This window comes from Hymenobacter rigui (genome assembly GCF_003944715.1).
Lineage (GTDB): Bacteria > Bacteroidota > Bacteroidia > Cytophagales > Hymenobacteraceae > Hymenobacter > Hymenobacter rigui.
In genome coordinates this window covers 165,349-186,034 of the sequence record NZ_RWIT01000003.1, presented here as the reverse complement: position 1 = coordinate 186,034, position 20,686 = coordinate 165,349, and the positions used below count along the sequence as shown (strand labels likewise).

The following is a 20,686-nucleotide window of genomic DNA, read 5'->3' as shown; positions in this document are numbered from 1 at the left end:
AAAGCACCCAAGCGCCGAACATTCAGCCCCGAGTGCCCCACTATCGCCGAGGAAGTAGCTAAGCAGATAGCGTTCCGAACTTTCATAGAAATTCCGGCCTCATGAAGCCCACGCCCTAATTTCCCTTGACTATGACAACGGCAGCCATGGCAGCCAGTAGTTCACCAGTTCACCGCCACTATCCTGGCCTACTTAGACGCCCACGGCTTTAAGGGTCTGGAGCCAGCTCAACCGTGTTGAGTATGATCCAAACACCGGCCGCTGGCGCCCTCATCCCAATTCCTGCCGGAGCGTGTAAGATATTCTGGGTTACCGCCGCTCCGACGGCAAGTTTCTTGCCTGCGAAGTCAAGTTCGATAAGGAACGGCTACGCCCGGAGCAAATTGTCTTTCTCAACCAGATAAAGGCTGCCGGTGTGCTGAATTGCGTGGCCCGCACTTGGTAGGGTTTATTGCCTTATTTAAGCACCGCGGTCTGCACTTGTTAATGACAAATACTGCCGCTACTATTTCGCTGCCCTAGCCGACGTGATTTACAGGTACAACCATTACCTAGTGAAGAGCTCGCACCTTATCCTGGGCAAACTACTAAGCTCGTTATCAACCACTGAATACCAGCCCCAAGCCCTCGTGCAAGCTTTGAGCGAGGGCCTCTATCCACTCATTTTCCTCCCCAACTCCCCCCGATATAGGCACGCTGGCCGCCCACAACGCAATACAGCTAACTTCCGGCCGGAGCAGTCCCGAACTTACGCTAAACCGCCGTGCGGCGGTGGGCTGCTTTCCATCAGCCGCTGGGTAGAGCAGCAGCGCCCGCGGGCACTCCCGTTTCAGGGCGTAGCTAAGCATCTGGTACAAGTCGGCCTGCCCAATACCGGCCTTACGGGTTTGTTCCTGGCCGAAGCGCTTCTTGTATTTAGCATCCACTATCAGCTGCGCCTGCGTCGTGCGGCAGGTTAATATTAAATCTGGCCGCAACTGAAACACTCCCTCGTCCGTCAGCCACCCCGTCGACTGATACGCCACCGCGTACTGCTGCCCAAAATGGACTTCTAGAAAGCCACGTAGAAAGTCCTCAAATACGTACTCCATTGGCACCAGCAAACAGCTGGAAGCCGAGGCCGCCCACACATCTAGGTCTAGGTAGCTATGCGCCAGAAAGAACCGGCACATGGCCACGCACGGCCCGTAATCGGCGAAGTGAGGAGTGAGCTGCACGGCGTCGCAGTCGGCCACAGTAGCTGGTTGGTCGCTCACCTCATCTAAAACAAATTCCACCTGCCGCAGCAGGTCCGCCGTTTCTGCGAACCGGCATTGTCCGTGCAGCTGCCTGGCCACGTAGCGTATCAACCGGTTCAGTCGATTGTCGTGCACGAAAGGCTCATGGCTATACACCAACCGGTGGTATTTCCCGTGACGCAGACTCTCCCGCGCCGAGGCTGCCACCTGTAGTCGGCCCCGTGGGTAAGTCAGCGGCTCCTCCACCGCCTGGTACTGTGAGTGGGGTTGCGTGGTCACCAAATGATATGCCAGCCGCGCGAACTGCGCAATCAGCGCCTCCGGGAACTGGTTCACGGCCGCTAGTTCCGTGAGTACGCCCGCGAATGGAAACCGCAGCCGTCGGCAGTACGACAGCCACCATAATACATGCGCAAACCACCGCCCGCTCTCGGGTGCGTCGTGGGCAAACAGTTTCGGGTACACCTCAATCCGAACACCGTCCCATTGTACCACGCCCACGTAGTTGCGAGCCCGCACCCAGCCGCCAGGCAGTAAGTCCAGCAGCTGGGCCCGGTGCTGGCCACCCTCGGCTTCTCCTGCATCACCTAGCACCTCGTCGGCCAGCAGGCGCCGGCTTCGCCATACTTCCGTCAGGTAATCCTGTAGCCCCTCCACGTCGAAGTTAACCGGTAGTGGTACATCGGAGATCTGATGCTCCTGCATCCGAATGGTCAGCGCCGCACTCATGCCGCCGGCTCCGCTTGCACGCGCAGCTGATACCTTTCCTCTCCAATTGTAAGGCCCGTACCGGTTAGCGCCACACCTACCATCTTCTTTACTAGGTCCGCTCGGCCCCCGTAGTATTCCAGCAGCAACGGCAGCACCTGCCGGTTCAGCACCTGGGGCAGTGCCGCGTCGGTCTTACCCAGAAACAGAGCATGGCCCACCAAAAAGTCGGCCGACTTCTTAGCCTCCAACAGTTGCGCGTTTAGGCTCATCAGCACCTTGCGCCCTAGATCCGATAGGCCTTCCACCTCATAATCGGGGTACAGTCCCACGAACTCGAACCGCCGCCGTAACGCCACGTCCAGCAAGGCAATCGACTTGTCGGCAGTGTTCATCGTGCCCAGAACATACAGGTTCGGCGGTACGGCTAGTACTTCCAGCGGGGCCACGCCGCCATGTTCGGGTACGGGCCCCGCCATTGGCAGGGTCACACTCAACTCGTTGGGTTGACCTAAGCGCTTGTCTTCCTCTAGCAGCGTTATCAGCTCACCCAGCACCCGCGACATATTCGCCCGGTTAATCTCATCTATCACCAGCACGTAGTTGCGCAGCGCGTCGGTCGGGTGGTCATAGTTGGCCCGGGCTCGCTGGCAGATGCGGTAAAACACCCCCTCGTGCCGCTCGAAGCCCAGCTTTTTTCCCTGCAGACTCGGTTTGACACCCACCACAAAATCTTCATAGGTGTAGTTCTGGTGGAAGGTCACAAACTCAATCTGCTGGCCCCGTAGCTGGTCGAACGTGACCTTGGCCGCTATGTGCTTGGCCTTGGCCGAGTCGCCAACCAGTTCCTTGCCCGTGGCAATGTGCGCGGCAATTTCCAGCGTTTTATAGGTTTTTCCCGTACCGGGTGGGCCGTACAGGATGGTGTTCAGCGCGTAGGGAACCGGGTCAGGGTACACTCGTTCTATCGGTTCGGGGTCTTCCTTTGGGGGCTGTATAGGCGGCGTTACTACGTCCGGCAGCTCAAACATTGCCGCTATGTGTTCTGGCTTCCATAAGGCATGTATCGTGAGTCGGTAGCTACCCTGGCCAATCAACTCAAACGGCTCAAAATCCGTTTCCCAGTCCACTTCCAGCAGTACACCATTCTGCGGATTCGCCGTCACTCGGCCCCGCGCCTTAATCATCATTGCCGATACGTAGGCCCCGTCTACCTTCCGGGTGTAAGCCGACTTAATAACAATGCCTGCTCCTACGGGCACCGCATTCACCTTGTCCAAAAACTTATCGGTGTAGCCGTTCTGCCAAATACCTTCCTTCACGAAGCGCTTGGTCTGGTCGTTACCGCTCCAATAGGCCCCCACGCAGTAAAATGCCGGCGCCGTACTCATGGGCGAGAGGGGTATATCTTGGTCACCCGGCAGATCGGCCAGAGGTTCCGCTGCATCCGCCGCCGTCTGGTTCGCTATGTAGGCCTCGTACGAAACGGTATAAAGTGGCTGCTTTAATTGCTCCCCAATCTTTTGCTGATACTGCGCATACTCGCTAAACGAGTCGAACGAATACTTAAGCCCCTGCTGCATTAGGTAGGGCCGGGTCTGCTTATTGAGCGACAGATAAGCTTCTGGGTCCAGGCAGCTGAGGCCCTGCGTCAGCTTTGGCCACGCCACCCCGTGCAGGTCCAGCACCTGCGCAAACGTCTCATCATCCACCCGCCCCGCTAGCACCTGCCGGTACAGTTGCCAAAGCAGCGGCACGTCGCCCGGCTGCCGGTCCTTGGCGTACCCGAACAGCCAAGCCTTTTGAGCCGGGGCCGTCGGCACCCCATCCGTATCGGTGGGGGCGGGGGTGCGCAAGTGGAGCTGCTGGCCCAGCGAGGTAAAAATTGTGAGCTGCTTGGTCTTGCCGTGTTTAGTGCACAGCGAAAAAAATGTAAACGGGTCCATTACCTGCAGCGGCCCCATGGTACCATCGGCGTACTGGTCGTCACCCACCTTTACCTCAGCTTGTTGCAGCAGCGCCACGAGCTGCGTCTGGTTCGTTTCGTAATCGGCTAGCTTCTGGGCTAGCTCTCGGAAGAAGGGTACCCAAGTATACATATTAACAAGAACGGGTAAAAACTGTATCAGTGCTTATATTCTGAGCTTTGTTTACCAATCAACTTAGCTGTTTCTTTGACGAGGACTTAGAGCCATCATTGCTGCAAAGAACTGCTATATGACCGAACAACGCATATTTACCCTTCGTGATATTTTGAACAACACGGAGTTCCGGATTGACTTGTTTTCACCCGAAGAAATAGGGGCGCTTGAACTGTTTGACCGTAAAGGAAAACCATACCTACGCGACCATGTAAGTGGCAAAGACCGGCCTGCTAAGCCTGAAGAAATCGTCCGACAATTGTTTTTGCGGCAGCTTAACGGGCGCTACGGCTACCCCAAGAATCGCATTCAGGTGGAAACGGCGGTGCAGATGGGGCGCGACTTGCGTAAGGCGGCCGATATTTTAATTACCGACCCTGATGACTTGAAGGCTGCTTACCTGATTGTGGAGGTGAAGCGGCCGAAGGAGAAAGACGGTATGGAACAGCTCAAGAGCTACGCCAACGCTACGGGTGCTCCTCTGGTGGCTTGGACTAACGGGCAGAAGCTGGTGATAATGCACCGGGAAGAAGTAGAGAAGGGCCGTCACACATTTATCAGCGTGCCCCGCTTGCCCATGGCCAATGAAACGCTGGCGGATGTGATTGCCGAGCAGGTGACCATCAGCGAACTAAAGAAGCGCAATAAGCTGGTTACGGAGCGACTCACGCTCAAGGAAATTATTCTGGACCTAGAGGATTTGGTGCTGTCCAACGCGGGCGTAGATGCCTTTGAGGAAATATTTAAGCTGATTTATGCCAAGCTCTATGATGAGTGGAAGGCCACGAACCTACGCAAGAGCAAAGAGGTGCATTTCCGGCTGGGCGGCAGCACCGAAACGCAGCTGTATGACAAAATAAACGGCCTGTTTGAGGAGGCCCGCGACAAGTGGCCGGGGGTGTTTCTGGAGGGCGAGCGCATCGACCTGAATCCTGCACAGCTCAAAACCTGCGTGTCGTTTTTGCAGGATATCGTGTTGTTTAATTCCAACCTGCAAGTAATCGACGAGGCGTTTGAGTACCTGACGGTGAACGTAGCCAAGGGCTCGAAGGGGCAGTATTTCACGCCGCGCCACGTCATCGACATGGCAGTGAAAATGATTAACCCCAAGCGCAACGAGTACGTGATTGACACGGCGGCGGGCTCGTGCGGCTTCACGGTACATAGCATTTTCCACGTGTGGGGTGGCGAATTTACGGCGGCCGGCCCCACGCCCACGCAGGCGGCCTACGCCGCCGAAATGGTGTACGCGTTGGACTTCGATGCCCGCTCGGTAAAAGTGGCGCGGGCCTTGAACCTGATTGCGGGCGACGGCAAGACGCAGGTATTTCGGGCCAACACCCTTGACACCAAGCAGTGGAGCGACGAACTGAGAGTGGGCCTGCGGCCCCGACTCCGCAAGGCTGGTAACCTGGCCGATAAGAAGCTGAACGAGCAGGAAATGCGTTACTTCGATTTCGACGTGTTGCTGGCTAACCCGCCCTTCGCGGGCGACGTGTCAGACACGCGGGTGTTGCGGCAGTACGCGCTGGCCAAGAAGTACCACGGACAAGACCCCGAGAAGTTGGCCGACGACCCCGTGCAGCTGGCCCTGTTCCAGACCGACCCCGACCGTCACCGCTTCCGCGATAGTGGGAAGTGGCAGGACCGGCAGGCCCGCGACATTCTATTTGTAGAGCGCAACCTCGACTTTTTGCGGCCTGGTGGGCGCACGGCCATCGTGTTGCCGCAGGGGCGCTTCAACAACATCACCGACGGGCCTTTGCGCTGGTGGGTAGCCCAGCACGCCCGCGTGCTGGGTGTAGTGGGGCTGGGCGTGGATACGTTTAAGCCGCACACGGGCACGAAAACCAGCGTGTGGTTTTTGCAGAAGTGGAATGACGACCCCAAGGCCGGGCCGCTGTGCCCATTTCAGGCCAACTACCCGGTGTTCTTCGCCACCTCGGAAGTGCCGGGCAAGGACGGGCGGGGCGAATACGTGTACGTGCCCGACCCCGACCTCAACGGCCCGCTGCTCGACCTCGAAGGCCACCCCATCGTGGACCACGACCTATTTGACCAGCGTCAAATGGTGCTCGACCAATGGAAGCGTCAGCAGCTGCGCTACGCCGACGACGACGAGCTACTGGCCGCCAAAGCCAAGGCGCTGACGCGCATTCTGGAACACCTGCCCCAGCGCGAAACCATCGCCGAGAAATTTATTGACTTCGCGCAGGCCGAAGGACTCACGTTTTGGCAGGAGGAGGAATAGGCAATGGCTGTTTGGAGCATCGTTGAATTCGCCCAGTTAGGCGAAGATTTTATGCTGGCGGCGGAACATTACCACCCGGCCAAGCTGCGCACCTTAAGCCGGTTGGCATCTTTGTCTGGCCGCACCGTTGGCGAGCTATTTGAAGAAGTTCAGGATACCGTGCGGCCGGGCACAGTAGAAGGGCCAGCCCGGCTGTATGACCTGACCGACGCGCTAGGTAGCCTGCTGCGCCCTGGAACGGACATTACGGAGGCCGATTTTTTAAGCAACCGCAAGCGGGTACAAACGGGCGACATCATCGTGTCAAGGCTGCGTTCCTATCTGAAAGAGATAGTAGTAGTGCCTGCGTTGCCACATGTACTGTTGGTTTCTCCCGAGTTTATTGTGCTGCGCTTACGCCCGGAAAGTGGGCTGACATCGGGGGCGTGGCTGCTACCTTATTTGCTGAGTGAGCCGGTGCAGACTATTTTGCAATGGAGCCAGACTGGCTCGGCTCACCCACGCTTTAACTCCGATACGCTGCTAGCCATTCGAATTCCCGAAGCAATAATTCAGTTGGCCGATAACCTGAGCGAATCAGTAGAAGCGGCTCACCAAACAGTTGCTTCATCTAATGTTTTATACAACGAAGCCGAGGTGCTGCTGCTGCACGAGCTAGGTTTGGACAGGCTGCAACTGCCCACTACGAAAACATACACGGCCTCGTTTGTGGAGGTAATGGCGGCTGAGCGGATGGATGCGGAGTTTTATCAGCCAAAGTATCAACGCACTTTAGCGGCTTTGCGCAAGACTGGCTTAACAGTTGGGATGGTAGCACGACCGGTAAGAAGCAAGTTCCGGCCTAAGCCAGGAGGGTTCTTTCAATATATTGAGATTGGTGGTGTTGTTGAAGGCGGAAGGTTAGAGCCTGAATTGGTCCCAATGGATGAGGCTCCAAGCCGCGCTCAGACAGTTTTAGAGGCTGGTGACGTAGTTACATCATCGGTCCGGCCACTGCGTCGTCTTACTGGGTTTGTTAGTCAAGCACAAGCCGGCGCGATAGGCACTTCTGGCTTTATTGCATTGCGCCCTACCGCTACTACGCCCGAAGTGCTCACGGTGTATTTGCGCCTGCCACTGATATGTGAGATTTTGGATTTGTACACTACGGCCTCTATGTACCCAACTATTTCTGAATCTGACGTGCTAGCCTTTCCTTTTCCTCGACTTTCTGAGGGTGCGCAACAAGACATTTCAGCACTTGTACAAAAAGGGCTGGCTGCCCGCCAAGAAGCAATGCAATTACTGGCAGCGGCGCAGCGGCGAGTAGAGGAGTTTATTGATAACGTCTAACTCCTATCTGCCATGCCACCTGATATTCTTGATGCCCTTGAGTCGATAGTAGAAATCTTCTGCTCCGCTATTCGTCATAAGGAGCGGGCGGCATACGTCCTCTGTGATAATCTGGTAGAAGTTGCTTGTAAAGCTAAAGCTCGTGAGCACAACCATCGGACTAATCTTGAAGTAGGATTTCATGCAGTCTTGACTTTGCCAGGAGTTGTTCTTGATGCTGCGCTGCAAGGCCGGTTACAAGGCTACCGAAATAACCGCAATAATATTCAGCATGTAGGCGCGGGGCTAACTGTAGATGCCCAACACTGTGCGGACGCCATTATGGATGCGGTTGACACGCTCAATCAATTGTGGCCCGGCACGCCGGTTCACCAGTCGCGGGCACTATTTGCCATTTCGTTGCGCATCGTTAAGCTGTACAGCACAACCGGCGACTTGCCATTACGAGCCGATTTTGAGGATGCCATGACATCATATCGCTGGCGAACTGCCGAAAGTGAGCAAGTACAAGCTTCTGCTATCCAAATAAAACCCGGTCGTCGGGAGAACTGGGGCCATGCTCTCTCTCGCCTCCGAGCAGATGTACAGCGCATCTTAGATGAATCAGGAGTGCCACCCTTGTAAGCTTAATTTGTGATTATGTTGAGACCCTTATGGACGCCCATATCCGCCAGTGGTTTCACCCCATCACTTAAGCCGACCTTGCCGCGTACTTCGTGGATGATTTTGAAATAAGTTGCCAGCCGCACCGCCGCTACATGCTTGCGAGGTAGAGTAAATTATATCAATACGCCCAAGTAATCCACCTTAAGCAATAAGCAGAGAAACGCCACTAATTCTCATAAGTGGCGTTTCTCTGCTTATTAGGCATGCTCAACCTAGCTGCACCGCCATGCTCGACACCGACGCCTTGATAGGCCCCACAAACACCAACGTAGCCCCCAGCGCCACAACTCATCGGCAGCAGGGCAGGAGAGGCCGCAAGCGGCTCAATCTTCTTCACTCCAGCATCCCCCGCGTAATCAACGCCAGCTGGGTATCCCGCAGCTGTTCCAGCCACTGCTGCGCCGCCTCCGGCGTCTGCATCTTCTCCGGGGGCAGCGGAAACACCGGCGCGGCGTTGCTGCCTTCGGCAAACAGCACCTTCAGGGCATGACAGCCGAAGTAAGCGTCCGGCTTTACTTCGAACCGCAGCCCCTTGGCCATGTAAGCCCCGAAAATTTCCTGTAAAGAATCCTGGTCTGGCAGAAAGTAAGGCATGCAAATATTGCTATGTTTTTTAGTTTGAGTAGAGGTAGGTAAAAGAGGGGAGGTTTGAAAACTTTTTTAGTGACTGTAATGCCATTTTTATGTACATAAAGGCTGTTTTATTCAGAGTAGGCGTGAGTTTGTCCGGGGTTGGATTGGCGGAAGATAAAAACAATATACTAATTTAGTTAGTATACTTGCCGTGCCTGCAACCTAGTGCCCGTGCCGTATGACCTCCGTTGAACTCATTGAAGTCGGTAACCCGACTACCACCATCTGGCTGCCCCTGTACGCCACGCTGGTTCCCTGCGGCTTTCCATCTCCCGCTTCCGATGAGCTGGAGGAGCTGTTTGACCTTAACCGTATTCTGCTACGCCACCCCGAGGCCACCTATCTGGTCCGCGTAACGGGGGAGAGCATGAAAAACGCCGAAATCCACCCCGGCGACCTGTTGGCCGTGGACAAGCACCTGGAGGCCGACCACAACCATATCGTGGTGGCCGTAGTGGAAGGGGAGTGCACCGTGAAGCGTCTCGTGCGCCGGGGAACCAGTTGGTGGCTGCAGGCCGAAAATCCCGATTATCCCGACTACCACATCACCGACCCCGACAGCCTGCGCATCTGGGGAGTGGTGACCCATGTGGTCCACGAACTACTGCCCGGCAAGCTCACGGCTCTGCTCCGTAGCCGAGACTAGCTGGTGAAATAGTGAGGTGGTGAGCGGGGGGGCAAATGTTTACCTCCTGACACCATCCGCACGGCCCGCGCTATTTCACCATTTCACCACCTCACCGTATGTACGGCCTCGTCGACGGCAACAACTTCTACGTCAGCTGTGAGCGGGTTTTTCAGCCCCGGCTCGACGGCCGCCCCGTGGTGGTGCTGAGCAACAACGACGGTAACGTGGTCAGCCGCTCGGCCGAAGCTAAGCAGTTGGGCATTGCTATGGGGGCTCCCTTTTTTGAGGTGCGCGAGCTGTTGCGCCACCATCAGGGCCAGGCCCTGAGCTCCAACTATGCCCTCTATGGCGACATGTCCCGCCGCGTCATGGCCCGGCTGGCCGAGCACGTACCGGCCGTGGAAATTTACAGCATTGATGAGGCCTTCCTTGACCTGCAGGGCCTCACTACTTTCTGCGGGACCCTCGACGCCCGCGCCCTCCGCATCCGCCAGGATGTGCTGCGCTGCACCGGTATTCCTACCTGCGTGGGCATGGCTCCCACCAAAACCCTGGCCAAAGTCGCCAACCGCCTGGCCAAGAAGTATCCCGAGCTGCAGGGCATTCTGCGTCTGGATACCGAGAGCCGCCGGGAGCGGGCTTTGCGGGCCCTGCCGGTTGAGGATGTCTGGGGTATCGGCCACCAGTACGCCCGTAAGCTCTACGACCACGGCATCCGCACGGCCTGGGACCTGAGCCAGGTAGGAGAGGTGTGGGCCCGCAAGCACTTGGGGGGTATCGTCGGCTGGCGGCTTATTCAGGAATTGCGCGGCCAGCCCTGCCAGGGCCTGCTGCCCTCTGAGGATGGTACCCTGGCCCGGCAAAGCATCAGCTGCTCCCGCTCCTTCGGCCACCGCCTCACCGCCTTCGATGACCTCTGGGGCGCCGTTACTACCTACCTCAGCCGCGCCGCCGAAAAGCTGCGCGCCCAGCACGACCAGGCCCATATCCTCACTGTGTTCCTCAGCCAGGACCGCTACGATACCCGCCTGCCACCGCCGTACACCCGCTCCGCTACCCTCACCCTGCCCGGCGGCTCCACCAGCAACACCCTGCAGCTGCTGGCCTATGGCCGCCGCCTGCTGGAAAAGCTCTATGAGCCCGGCCGCCAGTACGTGAAAGCCGGCGTAGTGCTCGACGGCTTGGAGCCGCCCGGCCGGGGCCAGCAGCTGAGTTTATTTGCTCCCGCTGCCGAAGCCTTAATACCCGCTCCTGAACCCGGACGCGCCCAGCAGCTCATGCAAACGCTCGACACGCTCAACCGTCAGTTCGGCCGCGGTACCGTGCGCCCCGCCGCTTCTATTACGGCCGCCGGCCAGCCTGCGCCCTGGCAGGGCAAAGCCCGGCATAAAAGCCAGGCATTCACCACCCGACTGGAGGATCTGCTAACCGTTTCATAACCTAATACAACTACCTAATGGCTACCCGCAAAAAAGCCCCCCAAACTCTGGTCCTGGATGCTGCCTGGTCGGAGGATTCCGATACTGTCGCTGCACTCGACTATCCCGATGATGTTCATGCCGCGCTCTGCACCAGCTGCGGCGAGTTGCTGGCTTGGCACGAAGCAGCTTGCAGCCCGGCTGCTAATCTCCCATCCGCACAAACTACCGGTGAGCAGGGCGCTGAGGAAATTGTTGCCGTGGCGTCCAGCGGTTTTGCTTTTGACTTAGGCCAGCCCGTGCAGCCTGCTGCTGATGCACAGCCGTACCCTGTTGTCTGGCGCGGCCAACTCAAAGCCCGCCACCCCCGTACCGGCTTGGTCCACCGCGTCAATGTCTACCGCCTCGACAACGGGTACTGGGACTGCTACTACGAAACCGACCTGTTGGCCGCCTGATATGTTGTGTAGTACTACATTATCAGGTTAGGGTGCATGCTTGGCCGGCAGGTTTAATAGGTTTAATTCTGTGTACACATTCATTCCATAAGGGTACTGTAGTGCAAAACAGAAGGATTGATTTCTTTTGTGCCAGAATACCCGATATCCGATATAGTTTCAGCTAATCGACGTTTTGTATTCCAGGTAGTACTTCACTAGAATGAACGCGTAGTAAAAATGTACAGTAAAGTGGCGACTTTGCTTCGCCCCCTTATCCTGCTTGCTGGCTTATTAGCTGCTATTTCAGGGGTTGCTCAACCCTCCACTCCATGCGGCGACTTAGTTGTCCTCAATGCGCCTGTTCCCCGCGCCAACGCGAATATGGGTACGGCAACCAGCGTCAGTTCCCGATTTGCCATTGCTTCCAGCTCGTTTCTGGATCAGGCCCCGGGGGAGGCACATATTTATGAGTATGTAGGCGGTGTCTGGGTGTTTCGCCAGACGCTGGCTCCCCCCGGTTCCCGGGCCGCAGATTCTTTCGGTGGCAGTCTGTATATCGATGACTCAACCGCTCTGGTTGGGGCATATGGCTATACCCGCCCCGGCACCCCTGGCTCCGCGAGTGGAGCCGTGTACGTATTCACGCGCACCGGCTCTGTTTGGGTGCAGACGGGGCTCATTCTGAACCCCTCCGCGACGTTGGGCAGCTTCGGCTGGACGCTGGACATGAGTGGGCGCACGGCCGTCGTGGGCTACAACACGGGGTTGGGCAACGGAGAAGTGCATCTGTTCCGGCAGCCGGCCCAGGCAATACTGACTTGGCAGCGCATTGCTACTTTCCAGGCACCCACGAGCAGCGTCAATTATGATTACGGCTACAGCGTGGCCATTCACGACAATGAGTTGGTGGTCGGGGCTATTGACCGGTTTGGGCGGCTGCAGCCATCAGCCAGCTTCTATCATCAAACTACCCCAGGGAACTGGCAGTTGGTGCAGACGGAAGTGTACCCCAGAGGCCAGCTCACGGCGACCACTGTGGCCGTGCATGGCCGTTTCGCCGCCATTGGCTCCGATTCAAACTACGGGGTACGTATCTACGAGCGGACAGCCACGGGCTGGCAATTGCGCCAGACCCTGTTTAGTCCGGATGGCTCCCGTGGCCGGTATGGGCAGACGGTATCCATGAATGGACATGTACTGCTTGTCAGCAATGGCACCGGCCCGGCTTCTGCGTTGTCCGGAGTCGTGTACCGCTATGAGCTGGTACAGAATACGTGGACGTTGCAACGCCGCTATGAGCCGCCTCAGCCGCTGGCGTTCGATGGTTTTGGGGCCTCTTCCGATGTAGACGACCATTCTGACAACATCATCATTGGCGGCGTCAGCCGACTGTCGGGAGGAATGCAGCGCGCCGGGCAGGCCTTCGTGCTTGGGCAGCCGGCTGTGCTGCCGGCCGGACCATTCTGCCTGTCAGATCCTCCCGTGCTCCTGCAGGCTACAGCAGCGGGTGGGAGCTGGGCTGGCCCTAGTATCAGTAATCCGGCAACTGGCCTGTTCTCGCCTGCGCTTGCCGGGGTCGGTACGCATCAGGTAACCTACTCCTTACTCGCGGGCAGCTGCCAGTTCCGGGATACTGTGCGGATAACCGTGGGAGCCGAGGTGCGCATTCTGCGCCCCGCGTTTCCTGCCCTCACGTGCCTGCGCGACACCATTGTGCAGCTGCTGGCAAATCTTCCAGGCGGAACCTGGCAGGGGGCTGGTATACTCCCCGGTACTACCGGCCGGTTCAGCTCTGCTCTGGCTGGCCCGGGCCGCCACATTATTACGTATGTATCCCCCGGCTCTGCTGTGTGTCGCTCTCAGGATACCCTCAGCGTGGTAGTTGCTGCTCCCGTTGTCCGTATTCTGTCCCGCCCTCCGGTGCTATGCCGTCTCGATACCACCCTGGTACTGCAGGCCTCGGTGGCGGGCGGCATCTGGAGTGGGCCGGCCGGCAGCGTTTCGGCTACGGGCCGCTTCACCGTCGCCACGGCCGGACCCGGGCAGCATCTGATCCGCTACCGCCTCGGCACGGGCCGTTGCGCTGTTTCCGATTCGGTTACTATCACCGTTCGCCCATTGGCGGCCCCCCTGCTTCAGCCTGCGGGGCCGCTGCTGGTGCGCTGTGGGGCTACTTCTACCGAGCTGCGGCTGGCTGCGGCTCTGGCTCCGGGCAGTACTGTGCAGTGGCAGTTGGCCCCCGCCCCGACGGGGCCGTGGCAGGCCGTAGGCCCCCCGGCCTCGCTTACCTGGCTGGCCACGCAGGCGGGGTGGTACCGCGCCCAGACCAGTAACGGCAGCTGCCAGTCTGTTTCTGCTCCCGTGCAGGTGAGCATCGAACCGTTGCCGACCTCGTATATTCCCAACGTCTTTACCCCGAATGCCGACCAGGTAAACGACGTGTTTGAGTTGCAGTTGCCGTACGCGCGCACCTTTCACCTGCAAATCTTTGATCGGTGGGGACGCCTGCTCTTCACTTCCCGGCAGTATGGCACGTTCTGGGACGGACAAGGAGTTGCCGGTGGCGTCTATTACTATTTGGTTAAGTATACTACCGATTGCGACGCAGTCGAGCAGACGGCCAAAGGTCACATAACGCTCATTCGGTAGGTACCTTCGTTGTGTTAACGCTACTCGCTCATGCCTGCCAGTAGCAGCAACCGGATGCCCGTTCCGGGTTCGGCACTATACCCCCAGCCCAGTGCAATAGCGGCATCCTCAACTCCACTTTGCCTAGCTACTAGATCCAGGAGTTGTTCTAGGTCTGCCAACTGTACTTCGGCATCAGCCTGCTGCACAATCCCAACCAGTATCCTGCCCACCTGTAGCCCGTCCTTAGTACCAATATTCCATGCCGTGGGCCACAGCAGCCTTGCTGCCTCCTGCTGCCAGTCGGCGGCGGAGGCCGGCACCTCATTCACCAGCATGCTCCGTGACCCGGCCAAAACCGTCGCTACGTGGGCCGTTCGCAGATTCGTGCCCACTGTCACACTGGTCAGTTTAAGCAGTATGGTCACTAGGTGAGCTTGAACAGCGGGTAAATGCATGGCCGCCGAGCCGCCTGCCTCCCGCTTCGCCCACTGTTCCACCAGTGCCGCCAACTCTTGTTGCTCCTGCGCCAGTTCCTGCGTTAGCTCTTGCTCCTGTATAGCCTGCTCCATAAAGTCTGATGGAAAGAATCAACCCGAAAATTTTCCTGCAACACAGTACCGGTAAGGTATTTCACTAACCAAATAGCAGGTTTCCGGCAAATAGAAAAGCCCCAGTCGACTGACCGGGGCTCCAGGTAGATGAATGATACTGACAGCTCTACAATGAAGCAGCATCCCCTGGCTCTACCTGTCTTTCTGTTTCCACCCGTACCGGTTCCGCCTCCGGGTCCACCGCCACCGACGACACGGCCGCCGCCACCGAGCCAGCCAGTACCAGGTACCCGCCGATGGTTACCACCACGGCCGGCAGTGCCACCGGCGCCGTGGCAATAATGCCGCCCACCGCCGCCAGCGCGGCCCCAATCGTGCGCACCTTCCGAAAAAACCGGGGCGTGGGCAGCGTCACCCGGTCCAGTACACTCATTCTCTTCATTTCCATTCTAGTCAACAGGTTATAGGTTCAACATCAGGCCCCACCATGGGGCCCGTTTGTATTATCCAGCCGCGCCAGAATCCGGTCCGCCCACTTGTTGCGCGAGTCCTGCTCCTTGCTGGCCTCGGTCAGCACCTTGGTGCGTTCCTCCACCAGGGCCATAGTCTTGTCAATGTTGGCCAGCCGATCGGTCAGCTTGAGTACCAGGTCGGTCATTTCCTTGCGCAACTCGGCCCGCTGCTGCAGACTCTCATTGCGCACCTGCTCGGCCTGCAGCTTCATTTCCTCGCGTAGCTTGGCTTCCCGCGCCACCGCCGATACATGGTAGTCGTCCACCTTCAGGGCCAGGGCCGACTGCTGCTGCTCCTGCTTCTGGCAGGCCACCTTCAGCTCCTCCACCGCCCGCCAGTTTTTCACGAAATACAGCAGCACGGCCACTCCACCGCCTACCCCCGACGTTACCACGCCCCAGTTGTCCAGAATTGGGCTATCCACGCTCATCACCTCCTTTCCCTGCTGGCTCTGCCGCCTTCAGCACCTCGAAGTGGGGCCGGTCCTTGAAACTGGCCCAGTCCCCGCCCCATACTACCCGTGCATCAGCTGCCTTCATCAGTCGGGCGAACTTCGAGAGCAGCAGCCCCGACCACAATACCGACCCATCGGCCAGCAGAAACCCCACGTCCAGCGCCGGGGTAGGAGGGCCCAGGTTGTGCCTCGACTCGCCCCCGCGCTTGTAGGTCACAATGGGTCCCGGCTTCGTGCGCCCCTGCGCGTACAGCTCATCCTGCCGCGCTGGCGAGCGGTAGCACTCCGTAATGATGGGCCGCCCCGCCAGCCGCAGCACCGGGTCGTCCAGCCACCGGCTCAACGCCTGCGCGTAGGCCGCCGCCAGGGTCGGGGAGGCCTGACGAAGTCTTGCCGCCTGCGTGGCAGCCTGCTTTACCGTCAACTGAGGCGGTTGCGGACTTCGGGTAACAACAGCGCGGGTCATACAAGCACTTGTGTAAGTAGTTGAGGTAGTAAAGATGATAAATTTACAGTAATATGTAATAATATGAGCGTGTGTTACTGGTGCAATGAATTGACTTATTTTGATGGGCACTGCCTTCGGCCCAGGCTGTCCATGGCTCCGCTTCGCTGCGGTGCTCCGCACCCGGCCGGGGCTCCGATACCCGATGATACCAGCCGCTGCAACAGTGGCGCCCGATACGCCCCGCCCGGCCCTTCCCATCCTTAGCGCAGACTGCCGATACTGCCTGATGCGGCGGCAACGGGTGTCGTGCCACGCTCCGGCCCGCCTTCCTCCGGTCGGCCGGCCTCCGCTTGCCGAAGCCCACCGCCCGGCCCGCTTCCCGCGTTCCTGCGTCACTTGGTCAGCCAGCCTCTTCCCACCCACCAGCTACCGATTCTGCTGCTGTTCCAGGCCGTGCCACGCTCCGGCCTAGGGCCCGAAAAAGGCCCCCCGCCTCCGCTACCGCCCCCACGGCCCGCCTCCCACTGGTCGGCCTGCCTGCCGCCCCTGCTGCGCCCCCTGACGCCCGCCTACTGCACCGGCCTAGGCTGCCTGCCAGGTCGCCGGTTACATGATTATCACACAAGAAACCTCATTTTCCAGCCAATGCAGACCGAAAAAATGGGCGTTCCGTTACATAACAGTTACATAAGAATGCAGCTCGAAGCGGCTGACGGCGGCCCGCTTTGCCTCCCCGGACGACGAGTATCAGCTCAGGTTTACAGGAGGCCGCCGCGTTGGGCTTTGCGCTCTGTATGACGGGTCGCACGGCGGCTTTCATGCCCTGCCTCCCGCTGGTCGGCCGGTCATCGGCCTCGGCCCCGAATGCTGCGGCAGCGGCTACAGCGGCCTGCTGCGGCACTATGATTCAGGGGCCTCATAAGGTGCCCTCCGGGCGGTGTTGTTCCGGGGGCGGCCCCCCGGGCCCCCTGGCATTCAGGGGTGGCAGGTCGGCCGCGCCGCCAGGGGCCGGCACAGCGTCAGGCGTGGCCCCAGGCGCACGCACCGGCAATAGGCGCGGCAGGCATCACAGCCCCAACCCGCCGGCTACCGGCCCGGCGCTGGGCGCTGGTGCCACCAGCCATTCCAGCGCCTTGCCGGCCCGGGCTGCCCGGCGGGCCGCATCCAGCGTACCCCGGCTCACCCCATCCCAGCACACCAGCACCAGGTCGGCCGCCGCCACCAGCTGCCCGTTACGCACCAGCGGGGCGGCGCGGCCGTGGGCAGCGTAGTCCGGCCGGTACTCGGTCAGCGGCACCAGGTTTCGCATGGCCCAGCGGGCCGCCAGCTCATCTATCCCGGCCGCCCCGCCACTTACCACCCTGGCCACCTCGCCGGCTCCGTGCAGCGCGTCCAGGCGGGCCAGCAGGGCCGGGCACTGGCCCAGCGCGCGGCTACCCGTTACGGCTACTGTTTTTTGTATATTATTCATATAATAAGATAGTTAAAAACACCAGTATTCTGTAATAATATATCTACTGTTTTCTTTGATATATATTACAGTTTTCAGTATATTAGTAATGTAGTCCGGGAGAGGCCCGGGCACCCGCGCACAGGCAGGCAGGGCCCGGCCCGCCAGGAGCGCACCCCACGGCTAACCCATACAGCCATGCTTACCTCCTTACAGTTCGCGCAGCTTGCCGCTGCCGCCTGGGCGGGTCCCGCCCCCATTGTGCAGGCTACCATCAGCACCTGCCAGCTCTTTACCGGTCAGCTCGCCACCTATTTCACGGTTACCTACACCGTGGGCGGGGCCATGTTCATGTCGCCGCTTTGTGGGGCCTGCCCCTTTCAGGCCGTAGCCGCCGCCGTGGCTGCCGCCGCCGTTGCCGGGGTTCCGGTATGTCGCCATCATGCTCAGCGCGTCATCAGCCGCACCGCCGCCGCCTTGTGCGGGGTGCAGCTGCTCCGCCCCGGCTTCGCCTGCCGGGCCCGCCGCCACCGCGTAGCCCGCTTGCACCATGCGTAGCGCGGCCACCACCGTAGCCCCCGCCCCGGTCGGGGAGGGCGGCTACACCCGCCGCCGTTGCTTCCCCGAGCGTGAAATGACGGTGGGCCTGTTCGGCGGCTTGCGTGAGGTTATGGCCTCGGTAGCCTACTACGTGCAGTGGATATCTGATGAGTTCTACAGCTACAAAGGCGCGGCCCCGCATGTGCAGCTGCGCGGGGTGTACTGTCTGCGCACCGGCCGCCCGCTCTACGTGGGAGCCCGCCAGGAGCAGGCCTTACAGGAGCAGTTGGAGGCGCAGCTACACAAGGAGGGCCGGCCATGAGCACGGCCCCCATGCAGCAGGCAGGCCGCTGGTACGCGGCCTGCCTCTACGCCGCCGGCCCCGGCTGGGCCGTGGTGCGCGACGTGCCTAAGCCCGGCACCGTGCCCGGCGGCCCCGGCCACTATCAGCAGGAGCCTGCCCCCGGCCGCTTCGCCACCCAGGAGGCCGCCACGGCCGCCGCCGCCCGTCTCAATGCCCCGCGCCTGCGCCCGGCTGACCGCTACGGCGAGCTGCCCCAACCCGCCGCGGACTACCACCCGCACCCCTGGGACCTGCAATAAATCATCCACCGGCCCGCGCCAACGCACGGCGGCGCGGGCCCCGATACCTCACCAGATGACTGCCACCGCTACTACTTACCAGCCCCATTTGCTCGATCCGCACCGCGCCGAGCCGCAACCCATCCACCCGTCTAATGGCCGTAGCTTCCAGCTGGCCGAGCTCTACCAGCTGCTTGACTGCCAGACCGTTGACGTGGTACGCCTCACCGATGAGCTGATTCTCATCATCGACGACGAAGGCAAGTTTCGCAACCCCTGCTACCTGAATCTGCTGGCTACCTACCTCTGGTACCAGTACCAGCCCGCCGCCCGGGGCCAGGACAGCATCGTGGGCCGCGCCATTCTCTGCCACGATAAGCAGTTCCGCTAGGCCCCGCGCCCGCACCAGTAACCACGGCGAAGGGGCCGGCCGCCGACTGGCCCCACCTTTTACTTCCTTCTGTTATGGCAACCGCCACTAAATCAACCGCCCCCGCCTCAGCTGCTACCGTTACGCCCGCCGCTCCGGCCGCACCCATCACGCCCAGCCGGGCCTACCTGACGGCCACCGTGGACGAGGCCACCGGCGAAGTCACCGAAACCAGCCGCTTCCGCTACCTGCCCGGCCACCCCCGGCAAATCCGCGCCGACCTGAAAGCCGGCGTGTTCAACGTGGGCGGGGAGCAGGTACTAGGCAAAACGCTCAGCTTTATTCCGGTAGCGTTGCGGATTTTCCGCGACAATATTCTGAACATGGGCCAGAAGGTCTGGGCCGAGCTGTTTTTCGTGGACGCCACCGGGGCCGTGTGCGCCGTGCTGTTCCACGGCTACAGCGTCGAAAACCTGCAGAAGCTCAATGCCTCGCTGTTCTACGACGACCTGAAATTGACCGATGTAGTGCTGACCTGCACCCCGCAGAAGAAGCAGACCGAGAAGGATGGCAAGCCCGCCACCTATTACATCGTAGAGTTCAGCTACACCCCCGCCGACCCGGCCGAGGTGCAGGCCCGCCAGGAGTTTGCTGCCGACTTCGACTTGTACCGGGAAGAAACGCTGACGGGTGCCGCCGAAATGCGCGTAGTGCAGGGCTACCGGCTACCCGTGGGCTACCACGAGGCGCAGTACCCTGCCCGGCTCGAAGCCGCGCCGGCCGTCGAATCTGCTAGTGTAGCTGCTTAATCTGCTGGCCCTCGACCCAGCCGAAACCGGTTAGGGGAGGGGGCCATATGGCATTCCCTTTTCCCATCTACTTCCAGCTCCTTACTCATGTTTCATACCCTTACGGCCCACCACGGCCTTACTCAGGCCCAGCACCGCGCCTTGCCTTACGTCAGCAATACCGACCTGAGCAATCTAAAAAACGAGGTTCTCGGCCTCACCCGCCCCGGCAACCCCCAGGCGCTCATCTTCGGCGTGGCCTTCCACGAGGCCGTGCTGGAGCCCCACCGCTACACCGCCCCCCAGGGGCTGCCCCCGGCCCAGCTGCGCCTGCTCGATAACCTGGCCGCCGCCGTGCGCCGCCAACGCTACTGCCGCGACCTGCTCTACCGGGGTACCGCCGAGCTGACCCACACCGCCGTCCACGCTGAAACCGGCCTCTCCGTCAAGATTCGCCCGGATTTGCTCGTCGTAACGCCCCGCCTCGGCCGCAAGGTGCTGGTAGACTTCAAGACCACCAGCTGCCGCGACTACGCGCAGTTTGTGGCCACCATCGAGCAGTACGACTACGACCGCCAGGCTGCGTTCTACACGGATGTACTGGGGGCCGACAGGTTCCTGATTGTGGGCGTCCAGAAGAAAGCCCCGCACGACATCTGGCTGGTGGAACTGTCAGCTGATGCCGATACCATGGCGCAGGGCCGCAAAAAGTACAGCCGGCTGCTGCGGGCCTACGCGGCTCAGGACTATCCTGCGTTGAGCGAAAAGTTGAGTACAGAACAAACCGTGCAGGTGCAGTGATATGCTGCGCGAAAAGTGCGTCCTGCATCCAATAGAGGGAACAATACTGATACAAAAAGGCGGGCCGGCAGTCTATCCACACTGCCGACCCGCCTTCTGCTGT

The 20,686-nt window shown here is 59.8% G+C and carries 21 protein-coding genes; 13 read left to right on the top strand and 8 right to left on the bottom strand.

Going from position 1 to position 20,686, the window contains the following annotated elements:
• Window positions 1–599: 599 nt before the first annotated feature.
• Window positions 600–1,967, bottom strand: a complete 1,368-nt coding sequence (locus EI291_RS07850) for an McrC family protein (protein WP_125419254.1) — start codon at window positions 1,965–1,967, stop codon at window positions 600–602.
• Window positions 1,964–4,045, bottom strand: a complete 2,082-nt coding sequence (locus tag EI291_RS07845; RefSeq protein WP_125419253.1) for an McrB family protein — start codon at window positions 4,043–4,045, stop codon at window positions 1,964–1,966. Before EI291_RS07845 ends, EI291_RS07850 begins: the two co-directional genes overlap by 4 nt.
• 118 nt (window positions 4,046–4,163) lie before the next feature.
• Here EI291_RS07845 and EI291_RS07840 point away from each other — a divergent pair, with 118 nt between their 5' ends.
• From EI291_RS07840 to EI291_RS07830, 3 genes are read left to right on the top strand one after another with little or no spacing between them, the layout of a single operon-like run.
• Window positions 4,164–6,338 carry an N-6 DNA methylase gene (locus EI291_RS07840; protein ID WP_125419252.1) on the top strand — a complete coding sequence of 725 codons (2,175 nt, stop codon included), beginning with the start codon at window positions 4,164–4,166 and terminating at the stop codon, window positions 6,336–6,338.
• Between the two features lie 3 nt (window positions 6,339–6,341).
• Window positions 6,342–7,670, top strand: a complete 1,329-nt coding sequence (locus EI291_RS07835; RefSeq protein WP_125419251.1) for a restriction endonuclease subunit S domain-containing protein — start codon at window positions 6,342–6,344, stop codon at window positions 7,668–7,670.
• Window positions 7,671–7,682: 12 nt separating this feature from the next.
• Window positions 7,683–8,294 (top strand): hypothetical protein, encoded by a 612-nt coding sequence (locus EI291_RS07830; protein WP_125419250.1) that lies wholly within the window; start codon window positions 7,683–7,685, stop codon window positions 8,292–8,294.
• 375 nt (window positions 8,295–8,669) lie between these two features.
• On the opposite strand, the gene EI291_RS07825 is transcribed toward EI291_RS07830, so the two are convergent.
• The gene (locus tag EI291_RS07825; protein WP_125419249.1) at window positions 8,670–8,930 is read right to left on the bottom strand and encodes a hypothetical protein; all 261 of its coding nucleotides are present in this window, start codon (window positions 8,928–8,930) and stop codon (window positions 8,670–8,672) included.
• Between the two features lie 217 nt (window positions 8,931–9,147).
• Between EI291_RS07825 and EI291_RS07820 the strand changes: the two genes are divergently transcribed.
• From EI291_RS07820 to EI291_RS07805, 4 genes are all read left to right on the top strand, one after another.
• A complete protein-coding gene (locus EI291_RS07820; RefSeq protein WP_125419248.1) occupies window positions 9,148–9,615 on the top strand; it encodes a LexA family protein in 468 nt (155 codons plus the stop codon).
• Between the two features lie 98 nt (window positions 9,616–9,713).
• Window positions 9,714–11,036, top strand: coding sequence for a Y-family DNA polymerase (locus EI291_RS07815; protein ID WP_125419247.1), 1,323 nt, complete (start codon window positions 9,714–9,716; stop codon window positions 11,034–11,036).
• Window positions 11,037–11,053: 17 nt separating this feature from the next.
• Entirely contained in the window at window positions 11,054–11,473 is a 420-nt protein-coding gene (locus EI291_RS07810) for a hypothetical protein (RefSeq protein ID WP_125419246.1), read from the top strand.
• A 363-nt stretch (window positions 11,474–11,836) separates the two neighbouring features.
• Entirely contained in the window at window positions 11,837–14,104 is a 2,268-nt protein-coding gene (locus EI291_RS07805) for a T9SS type B sorting domain-containing protein (RefSeq protein WP_170172559.1), read from the top strand.
• Window positions 14,105–14,124: 20 nt separating this feature from the next.
• Here EI291_RS07805 and EI291_RS07800 read toward each other — a convergent pair whose 3' ends face one another.
• The 5 genes from EI291_RS07800 to EI291_RS07785 all read right to left on the bottom strand — a co-directional run bounded on the left by EI291_RS07800 (window position 14,125) and on the right by EI291_RS07785 (window position 17,523).
• Window positions 14,125–14,655, bottom strand: a complete 531-nt coding sequence (locus EI291_RS07800; protein WP_125419244.1) for a hypothetical protein — start codon at window positions 14,653–14,655, stop codon at window positions 14,125–14,127.
• 148 nt (window positions 14,656–14,803) lie between these two features.
• Entirely contained in the window at window positions 14,804–15,085 is a 282-nt protein-coding gene (locus tag EI291_RS22815) for a hypothetical protein (RefSeq protein ID WP_170172558.1), read from the bottom strand.
• A gap of 27 nt (window positions 15,086–15,112) precedes the next feature.
• Complete coding sequence (locus EI291_RS07795; protein ID WP_125419243.1) at window positions 15,113–15,580, bottom strand: hypothetical protein; 468 nt, start codon at window positions 15,578–15,580, stop codon at window positions 15,113–15,115.
• Window positions 15,567–16,070, bottom strand: coding sequence for a M15 family metallopeptidase (locus EI291_RS07790; protein ID WP_125419242.1), 504 nt, complete (start codon window positions 16,068–16,070; stop codon window positions 15,567–15,569). Before EI291_RS07790 ends, EI291_RS07795 begins: the two co-directional genes overlap by 14 nt.
• A gap of 1,048 nt (window positions 16,071–17,118) precedes the next feature.
• Window positions 17,119–17,523 carry an SLOG family protein gene (locus tag EI291_RS07785; RefSeq protein WP_170172557.1) on the bottom strand — a complete coding sequence of 135 codons (405 nt, stop codon included), beginning with the start codon at window positions 17,521–17,523 and terminating at the stop codon, window positions 17,119–17,121.
• Between the two features lie 177 nt (window positions 17,524–17,700).
• Between EI291_RS07785 and EI291_RS07780 the strand changes: the two genes are divergently transcribed.
• The 6 genes from EI291_RS07780 (at window position 17,701) to EI291_RS07755 (ending at window position 20,583) form a co-directional block, all read left to right on the top strand.
• Entirely contained in the window at window positions 17,701–18,060 is a 360-nt protein-coding gene (locus tag EI291_RS07780) for a hypothetical protein (RefSeq protein ID WP_125419241.1), read from the top strand.
• Window positions 18,053–18,364: a hypothetical protein gene (locus EI291_RS07775; RefSeq protein ID WP_125419240.1), complete on the top strand. Its 312-nt coding sequence runs from the start codon at window positions 18,053–18,055 to the stop codon at window positions 18,362–18,364. The genes EI291_RS07780 and EI291_RS07775 overlap by 8 nt, the downstream gene beginning before the upstream one ends.
• Window positions 18,361–18,645, top strand: coding sequence for a hypothetical protein (locus tag EI291_RS07770; protein ID WP_125419239.1), 285 nt, complete (start codon window positions 18,361–18,363; stop codon window positions 18,643–18,645). The genes EI291_RS07775 and EI291_RS07770 overlap by 4 nt, the downstream gene beginning before the upstream one ends.
• Before the next feature lie 55 nt (window positions 18,646–18,700).
• Window positions 18,701–19,015, top strand: coding sequence for a DUF3846 domain-containing protein (locus tag EI291_RS07765; protein ID WP_125419238.1), 315 nt, complete (start codon window positions 18,701–18,703; stop codon window positions 19,013–19,015).
• 74 nt (window positions 19,016–19,089) lie between these two features.
• Window positions 19,090–19,803: a hypothetical protein gene (locus EI291_RS07760; RefSeq protein WP_205701579.1), complete on the top strand. Its 714-nt coding sequence runs from the start codon at window positions 19,090–19,092 to the stop codon at window positions 19,801–19,803.
• Between the two features lie 87 nt (window positions 19,804–19,890).
• On the top strand, window positions 19,891–20,583 hold the full coding sequence (locus EI291_RS07755; RefSeq protein ID WP_125419237.1) for a PD-(D/E)XK nuclease-like domain-containing protein: 693 nt from the start codon (window positions 19,891–19,893) through the stop codon (window positions 20,581–20,583).
• Window positions 20,584–20,686 lie beyond the last annotated feature (103 nt).